The organism is Streptomyces sp. NPDC054840 (assembly GCF_053611065.1).
The window spans coordinates 1-6,003 of record NZ_JBSGZP010000463.1 but is presented as its reverse complement, the minus strand read 5'-3'; the positions used below and the strand labels follow the sequence as shown (position 1 = coordinate 6,003).

Sequence of the window (6,003 nt, the reverse complement as noted above, 5' to 3'; positions counted from 1 at the left end):
CTCGACCAGGGCCTGGTGCGAGCCGGCCGCCGCGGCTCGCGCGTAGAGAGCCTCCGCCGCGCGGATCGTGCTCGGGTAGTACGTGAACATGCCCGCGTACTCCGGGTCCCGCAGCGGACTCAGCGCCTCGAACGCGGCCTCGGCGTCCCCGTCAGCCTCCGCCCGCGTGAGCCGCTCCTCCCAGAGCTCAAGGTCGTCGACGATGTTCTCGATCACCTGACGGGCCGAGGCCGCCTTGCGGTCACCCAGTTCGGCCGCCTCGTCCAGCTGCGCCTGTGCTTCGGCGAAGGCACCGTGGCGGGCGGCCTTGAGCACCGCGCCGTTGGTGAGGCTCTGGACGTGGCCGAGTGAGGCTCCCCGCGCGTACCACTCCTGTGCTCCGTCCTGGTCGCCGGACTCCTTCAGGAGTGTGGCGAGCCCGAAGGCACAGCCGCCGTCACGGTCGGCAGCGCTGCGGTACCAGCGCTCGGCTTCGGCGAACTCCCAGCGGTCCTTGTGGCAGATCGCGAGCGTGCGCGCCGCATCTGCGTCCCCGTGCTCGGCGGCCTTGGCCCACCAGGGCAGGGCCTGGTCCATCCGGCCGCTCTTGCCGAGGAATGTGGCGTAGGCGCGGTACGCGCCGTCCTGTCCGGCCTCGGCAGCGGCCGCCAACTCGGCTTCCTGGTCGCGTATGTGCTCATGCGTTTCCCCGTGTGTCATTCCGTGATCGTGTCAGGCGGCCACGGCCGGGGCGGATACGGGGGGCGCCCCGGTCGCGAAAGGACGCGACGGCCGCCCCTGGACGCTGCCCCCGCCGCGCACCCAGATCCGCCCCGACCTACCAGTACGTCGACCTTCCCGACGCGCAGGTCGTGACGACCCGCGCTCTGCTGACCGCCAGGGAGAACATCGCCGACACGGTCGTGGCGCGGGCGATGATGTGTATCCACGGCAACGCCGGCTTCGGCAAGACCCTGGCGGTCAACACCTGCCTGCGGGAGCTGGAGGAGACGGCGGGCGAGGAGGTGTGCCGGGTCACCTTCCGGGCCCGTCCCACCGCCCGTGCCGTTCGCTACGAACTCTTCGACGCCCTCGACCTCTCCGGCGAGCCACCCAGGCATCCCAGCGAGTTCGACCGCCTCCTCAAAACAGCCCTCGCGAACGGCCCCGCACCTTCCTCGTCGACGAGGCGCAATGGCTGAACGGGGAGGCGTGTGGATGAGCCGGTTGTTTCGCTGGCAGCGGTTGCCTTTCCTGCGGTTTGATGATCTTGCAGTCGACCCCGCGCCCGCGGGGATGGTCCGACGATCACGGCCGCCGCGAGCACGCTGAACGGGCGATGGCGCTCCGCCAACTGGGGCTGGGTGGCGTGGGCGTGTGCCTAAGAGGGTGTTCGATGCTGTTTTAGGCTTGCGCGAGGGGTTTTGGGCGGAGGTATTGCCCGGTTCTGTCCGGGCTGGCGGTCAGGCGGGTGGTCATGGAGTTGACCATGGCCCAGTGGATCATCGAGTGTGACCGGTCGGGTAACGCCTCGTAGTCCCGGTGGAGGCGCTTGTACCGGGACATGATCCCGAAGGTCTGCTCGACGCGCCAGCGGATCGGCTGGACGACGAAGCCCTTCTGTTCCTTGTCGCGGGCGACGACTTCGACGTCGATGCCGAGGTCTTCGCCGTGTCTGACGACGCCGTTGTTGTAGCCGGCGTCGACCCAGGTTTTCGTCACGGTGGGCCACTGGGCGGCGAGGGCGTCCAGGATCTGCTTGCCGCCGGCGGAGTCCTGGACACCCGCGGCCGTGACGATCAGGACGAGGAGGAGGCCGAGAGTGTCGGTGGCGATGTGCCGCTTGCGGCCCTTGACCTTCTTGCCTCCGTCGAAGCCCTGTGATTCTTCCGGAGCGTTCGGGGAGGCCTTGACGCGCTGGGCGTCCACGATCGCCGCGGTGGGCAGGATCCTGCGGCCCTTCTTCGCCCGCAGCTGGTCACGGAGCGTGTCGTGGATCTCTTGGGTCGTGCCGTCCTTCTCCCACTCCTTGAAGTAGCCGTAGACCGTGGTGTGGGGCGGGAAATCGTGTGGGAGGTAGCGCCAGGCGATACCGGTCCGAGCGACATGGAGGACCGCGTTGACGACCTCGCGCAGGCTCGTCACCGGCTCCCGTCCCTCGGTGCGGGAGGCCCGCCACTTCAGGAGCATCGGCTCGATGAGCTCCCACTGCTCGTCCTTCAGGTCCGAGGGATAGCCACGTCGTTCAGTCACAGTTGACCAATACCGCCCCCACACCTCCCACCGCTACGAGATCATGGAAACAAGTCCGCACTGCCACAACAGAAGCCGGACAGTTGGGGGGAATCCCCTATCGAACACCCTCTCAGAGGCACCCGGGTCGCGCAGCGGGCGAAGGGATCCGTCGCCGTGGCTGCGGACGATCGGGTACCGGCCATGGAAGTTAATGTGCCCATGAGCCAGCGGGGAGAGCCGGGAACGGATCTCCTGGGAGATGGTCAGCCCGCCGGCCTCCACCTCCTTGCCGGCGGCGTCCATGTAGAGCGTATTCCACCAAACTATGGCATTCAGGGCCATGCCCAGCGCCCCCAACTGATCTCGCCGGCGATGAATCGCGTACGCCCGCCGGGGCCGCGCGGCCAGGGGCTGGGTGTCTTTTTCGCATGGGGCGATTTCGGGGCCAGCGTCCAGGAAAGGGCGAATATTGCACGCGACACCGCCTCCGTGATTGCCGCGCGAGCACGTGCGGCGACACGGCGGGGCTGACGGGGAACGCCGACTACGTGTAACGCCGAAGTCGGGGCCCGCCGTGAGTGCTGGTGCTGGCCGGTTGTGCGAGCGCTGAAACGGAGAGCTGCGGTACGCCGCTTCTCTGGGGGTCAGCAAGTCGCCCGAGTGCGGTTGGGAGCGTTGGTGCTGCTCAGCGGCAGATGGCCGACTTTAGCTAGCGCAACAGGTGTGGTGCCATCGCTGATCTGGGTGAATGTGATGGAGCGGTCAGGTCGGGCGGCCGCCTCCTTTTCGAGTCCTCCCGCCAGGATGAAGAAGGTCACGAGGGCGACGAGGGCAAGAAGAGTTGCGGAGCCGACGAAGGCTCCCTTCTTGGCTGCGTCGGCGGTGGGAGTGCCGGTATCTCGGTTGAAGAGGTAGGCGAGCAAGGCGGCGAATCCGGCGATCAGCAGAATGATAATTACGGCAAAAAGTGCAAATGTGATACGTGGAGACATGGGGGTGCCCTGGAAGCCCTTCGGAGGCGTGATCTTTGCGTGGACGTGTGCGTTCTCGGCTAGCTCTGGTGCTCTTTCTGCTTCAACCTCATGGCTCGCCGCGACTTAGCAGCTCTGTGGTAGCTCAGCAGCGGGCTGAGCATCACCTCCCGGACGATGAGAGCCAGCACCGGGACGGCCTGGACTACTGAGTACGAGTTGTTGATGGACCCGTGGATCACCACCGCTGTGATGGTGATGAAGATGATCAGCGTGCTCAGACGGCGGAGCCGCTGCCGCTTGCGCTGCTGCGCCTCGATCGCCAGGGTGCTGGCGAGCTGCATGATCTTCGTGGGCGCGTCGTTGTCGACGGGTCGTGCAGCAGACGGTTGCTGGAGGGTCGCCTTCAGGAGGTCGAGTCGAGCGTCGAGGTCGCCGCTCCAGGCGAGGCGTCGACGGAGCCGCCTCATCTCACAGGTGAACCGATGGATGTCGCGCTGCAGAGTGATGCTGTGATTCCGGCTCTGGAGGTGCAAAAGCAGAACACTGATCATCATCTCGACCAGTCGGTGGGGCCAGGGCATAGCCGGGTTATCGGCTGTGGGGCGGTTGCTCATGCGGTGTCACCATCCGTCGCACTCCGCCGAGACCTGAGGTGGGCCCTCGGGCCCCTGACGCGAATCATGCTTTGCCTCCTTCAAGCCAGGCGTTGAGCGGAAACAGTTCAGGTGCCGCCTGGAACTGGCGGATCTTGGCCCGCGCGCGCTCGATGTTCCTGACGACGCTCTCGGTCCGGATTTCGAGGGTGTCCGCGATCTCCGCGTCGGTGAACCCCACGATGTGCAACGAGATGCACAAACGCTGCCGCTCAGGAAGGTGGTCGGCGATTACGATGAGAATCTCGCGCATCGCGACGATGGCCTCAGGGCCGGCTTCGTGCTGCTTGAGATTCTCGAGCGGAACCGTGGGCCGAGCCTTGCGGTCTCGGATGGCACCGAGAGAGTTGTTGACGACGACCCGGCGGAGCCAGGAGCGAGGGTTCTCGAGGGTGACCCCGTCACGAAGCTCAAGGACGAGCTTCGCGCCGGCGAGCTGGACCATGTCGTCCACGAGTACGTCGTCGCGGTCGAGGACGGACCGGGCTGCCCGGGTGAGGGACTCGATGAACCTGGGGTCACCCCAGAGCTCGTTGAGGAGCTTCTCGATGTCGGCCTCGGGCATAGGCTTGCCCTTCGGCCTGAACAGCCTCACCCATTCACCCCCGCGCGCGAGGGAGGGCAGAGCCTGCGCGCCCGGTGGCGGGCACGGACGTGGTTGGGACGGTGTCTCATGCCCTATAGATGCGAGAAGCGCCTCTACCTCGACAGCCGGATCCCAGAATTCTTCAAGATTCTTTCCGGCGACCGGCTACTGCCTGAGGCCTGCGAGTTCAGGGGCGGCTCAGAGGACCGTTCAAGGAGCGCGTCAGCTCTCGGTTCGCGGCTCGCGCGCCGCCTCCAGCTCCTCCGTCCGTTCCTCGAGTTCGCCACGCTTGTCGGCTAGTGTCCTGAGTCTTAGGAGAGCCATAGAAGTATGCTGGGCTCATGGCGCGCATGGGTCGGCCGACGGTCGAAGTGGTTCTGACGGATGACGAGCGTGAGACGTTGCTGCGCTGGTCGCGGAGGGCGACGTCCGCGCAGGCTCTGGCGCTCCGGTGCCGGATCGTCCTGGCGTGTGCTGACGGGCTGTCGAACACACAGGTCGGCGCGGACCTCGGCATCCATCCGACCACGGTAGCCACGTGGCGGAAGCGGTTCGCGGCCGGTCGGCTTGAGGGCTTGGCCGACGAGAAACGACCAGGGCCTGCCCGCACGGTGACTGACGAGCACGTCGAGGATGTGATCGTGCGGACCCTGGAGACGACGCCGAGAGGCGCCACGCACTGGTCCACCCGCGAGATGGCGAAGCAGAGCGGGCTGAGCCAGTCGACGGTCTCGCGGATCTGGCGCACCTTCGGCCTCAAGCCGCACCAGGTCGACACCTTCAAGCTGAGCAAGGACCCACAGTTCGTTGAGAAGGTCCGCGACGTGGTGGGCCTGTACCTGGATCCGCCCGAGCGCGCCATCGTGCTCTGCGTCGACGAGAAGTCCCAGATACAGGCGCTGGACCGCTCGGCACCGGTGCTGCCGATGATGCCCGGCATGCCCGAGCGCCGCACCCACGACTACCTGCGCGGCGGCGTCACCACCTTGTTCGCGGCGCTCAATGCCGCCACCGGCGAGGTCATCGGCTCCCTGCACCGCCGCCACCGCGCCGCCGAGTTCAAGAAGTTCCTCGCCAAGCTCGACAAGGAAGTCCCCGCCGAGCTTGACGTCCACCTGATCTGTGACAACTACGCCACCCACAAGACCCCTGCCATCCAGAAGTGGCTGCTCACGCACCCGCGGTTCCACATGCACTTCACACCAACCAGTTCCTCCTGGCTCTACCAAGTCGAGCGGTGGTTCGGCCTGCTGACGGACAAGCAGATCCGGCGCGGCGTCCACAAGAACGTCCAGGCACTGGAGAGAGACATCCGCGACTGGATCGCCCACTGGAACGAAGACCCCAAGCCGTTCACCTGGACCAAGTCCGCCGACGAGATCTTCGAACGCCTCGCCGGCTACCTGAACCGCCTACCGAACCCCAAACCCTAGAAATGCAGCTTTTCTAAGACTCAGGACACTAGAAGACTGATGAAGATCTTGTTGAGGGGCTGTCCGGCCGGAGGCCGGGCAGCCCCTCGTGGTCATGTGCCGGCTGAGGCGAGGTGCCAGGTGCCGTTCGTGTGGGTGAGTCC

7 protein-coding genes and 1 pseudogene are annotated in these 6,003 nt (G+C 66.2%); 2 read left to right on the top strand and 6 right to left on the bottom strand.

Annotation, left to right across the window (positions count from 1 at the left end; all coding sequences use genetic code 11):
- Positions 1-699, bottom strand: a pseudogene (locus ACWGIU_RS26935) (tetratricopeptide repeat protein); the annotation flags it as partial.
- 152 nt (positions 700-851) lie between these two features.
- Between ACWGIU_RS26935 and ACWGIU_RS26930 the strand changes: the two are divergent.
- On the top strand, positions 852-1,181 hold the full coding sequence (locus ACWGIU_RS26930; RefSeq protein WP_453709945.1) for an AAA family ATPase: 330 nt from the start codon (positions 852-854) through the stop codon (positions 1,179-1,181).
- Between the two features lie 202 nt (positions 1,182-1,383).
- On the opposite strand, the gene ACWGIU_RS26925 is transcribed toward ACWGIU_RS26930, so the two are convergent.
- The 5 genes from ACWGIU_RS26925 to ACWGIU_RS26905 form a co-directional block, all read right to left on the bottom strand.
- Entirely contained in the window at positions 1,384-2,232 is an 849-nt protein-coding gene (locus tag ACWGIU_RS26925; protein WP_453709943.1) for an IS5 family transposase, read from the bottom strand.
- Positions 2,233-2,265: 33 nt separating this feature from the next.
- The gene (locus ACWGIU_RS26920) at positions 2,266-2,571 is read right to left on the bottom strand and encodes a Tn3 family transposase (RefSeq protein ID WP_453709941.1); all 306 of its coding nucleotides are present in this window, start codon (positions 2,569-2,571) and stop codon (positions 2,266-2,268) included.
- Positions 2,572-2,858: 287 nt separating this feature from the next.
- Positions 2,859-3,206, bottom strand: a complete 348-nt coding sequence (locus ACWGIU_RS26915) for a hypothetical protein (protein ID WP_453709939.1) — start codon at positions 3,204-3,206, stop codon at positions 2,859-2,861.
- 59 nt (positions 3,207-3,265) lie between these two features.
- Complete coding sequence (locus ACWGIU_RS26910; protein ID WP_453709937.1) at positions 3,266-3,769, bottom strand: hypothetical protein; 504 nt, start codon at positions 3,767-3,769, stop codon at positions 3,266-3,268.
- Positions 3,770-3,866: 97 nt separating this feature from the next.
- Positions 3,867-4,436, bottom strand: coding sequence for an RNA polymerase sigma factor (locus tag ACWGIU_RS26905; RefSeq protein ID WP_453709935.1), 570 nt, complete (start codon positions 4,434-4,436; stop codon positions 3,867-3,869).
- Between the two features lie 332 nt (positions 4,437-4,768).
- Here ACWGIU_RS26905 and ACWGIU_RS26900 point away from each other — a divergent pair, with 332 nt between their 5' ends.
- Positions 4,769-5,860 (top strand): IS630 family transposase, encoded by a 1,092-nt coding sequence (locus ACWGIU_RS26900; RefSeq protein ID WP_453709933.1) that lies wholly within the window; start codon positions 4,769-4,771, stop codon positions 5,858-5,860.
- Positions 5,861-6,003 lie beyond the last annotated feature (143 nt).